This window comes from Moorena sp. SIO4E2, assembly GCF_010671945.1.
Taxonomy (GTDB): domain Bacteria; phylum Cyanobacteriota; class Cyanobacteriia; order Cyanobacteriales; family Coleofasciculaceae; genus Moorena; species Moorena producens.
On the sequence record NZ_JAAHIE010001160.1, the window covers coordinates 1 to 1,566 of the forward strand.

General features: G+C 42.2%; 2 protein-coding genes. One reads left to right on the plus strand and one right to left on the minus strand.

Annotation, left to right across the window (positions count from 1 at the left end; all coding sequences use genetic code 11):
* Positions 1–188 (plus strand): L,D-transpeptidase (locus F6K37_RS41730; RefSeq protein ID WP_287257131.1); only part of this gene is annotated, 188 nt, incomplete at its 5' end.
* A gap of 118 nt (positions 189–306) precedes the next feature.
* Here F6K37_RS41730 and F6K37_RS41735 read toward each other — a convergent pair.
* The gene (locus tag F6K37_RS41735) at positions 307–1,482 is read right to left on the minus strand and encodes an McrC family protein (protein WP_287257132.1); all 1,176 of its coding nucleotides are present in this window, start codon (positions 1,480–1,482) and stop codon (positions 307–309) included.
* Positions 1,483–1,566: the final 84 nt, after the last annotated feature.

Below are 1,566 nucleotides of genomic sequence, written 5' to 3' on the forward strand. Positions count from 1 at the left end.
ATGCCATGTATTACCACCGGGGCTATGCTATCCATGGGGCATACTGGCATCGTAAGTTTGGTACTCCAGTAAGTCATGGCTGTGTCAATGTAGCTGTGGATCATGCTGAGTGGTTATTTGATTGGGCCTCTGTGGGAACACCAGTGGTGATTCATCAGGGCGTTGAGGAATTGGCCAATGATGAATGATGATATCAAGTCTGTTGAATCAATTCCAAGATCGTTCTTGTTTTTTAGTAATGGGTAATTGCTCAGGGATAATCACCAATTACCGTAAGCATTCAGCCTACCGCTGTCAGCTGAATGATTACAGTCCTGTTAATTTCTTTAGGAATAGTTCACCAGCTTCTTCCAAATTCCCATCCAGGGAAAATGTCAAGCTGCGGACTCGAATATCACGAATTTTAACATCAAGGGGTTGAGTTAAAGGAGCTGGATATACTAAAACTGCCTCTTGACAATCTTGTGTGATGGCATAGATTACTACTTGGTTAAAGTCATCACGAGATGGACTAATAGGGATTTTATACTTAGTATCGAGAATGCAGTATGTTTTCTCAGTCGCTACCTCGTAGAGTACTAAATCAATGTAAAAATATAATGTCTTGTCGATGTCTACTTTTTCGAGTATCTTAATCCCAAAGCCACTGGGTAAGTGCGATTTTAGCCATTCAGCCACAAAGCGTTCATAGAGTTTTGCCATGTTAACTAGAAAGGGCAACATGGTATTACTACCTGTTTGATGACTTGGTCCGCTGTGTTCGAGAAAAAAGCGGCAAAGAGCATGTAACCTTTGGTAATTCTGATTGAGCCGATTATAGTTTCGTCCGATACAATCCCTAGCACTATAAGGTTGTAGGGTGACAAGGTTTTGTAGGGCATGATAGGCTTGGCGCAACATTGGACTTACATTAGCGCTATATAAACTAGTGCGACAGATACAGTGGAGTGTCCAGGCGATAATCTGATTATCTTCGATGTCACTAGTGTGTTGGTCGTAATGGCAGTTAAGTTTGATATCCCATGGCTTCTGGATAGTTTGCTGTACATCCAAACGCCCCCGAAGGTATGCTAGTTGAGCAATTGTGGGGATGTAGGTGCGGTAGAGTCCTTGGCGAATGCGATCGCGTATGCCATTAATAAGGATACTGACCAGGTAATCGTAAAATTCTTCTAGAGATTTACAATCAATCAACCCCTCTAGAATGTGAAAGCTTCTAAGGTTATAAGCATAGTCCAGCATTCCGAAAAGATTGTTTAGGGGGACTTTCGGCTGGAGTTGGATGCTCAGTTCATTGCTTAGGGGAATATAACCTACCCATCCTTGAGAGGTTAGTTGCCAGTAATCCCCGGTTTTGGAGTATTCGAGATTTACTGTTACCTGATTGCTGTATTTTTGCTGCAATTCATTGATTAGCGATTCTGGAATCTGGTAGCGTGGGATCTTATCTGGCTGATACTCCGTTAGTTTAATTATTTTCATTTTTTATAGGGCTACGCCCAGGGAACAGGGAATAGGGAATAGGGAGTAGGGAGTAGGGAGTAGGGGTAAGAACATTGAATTTAC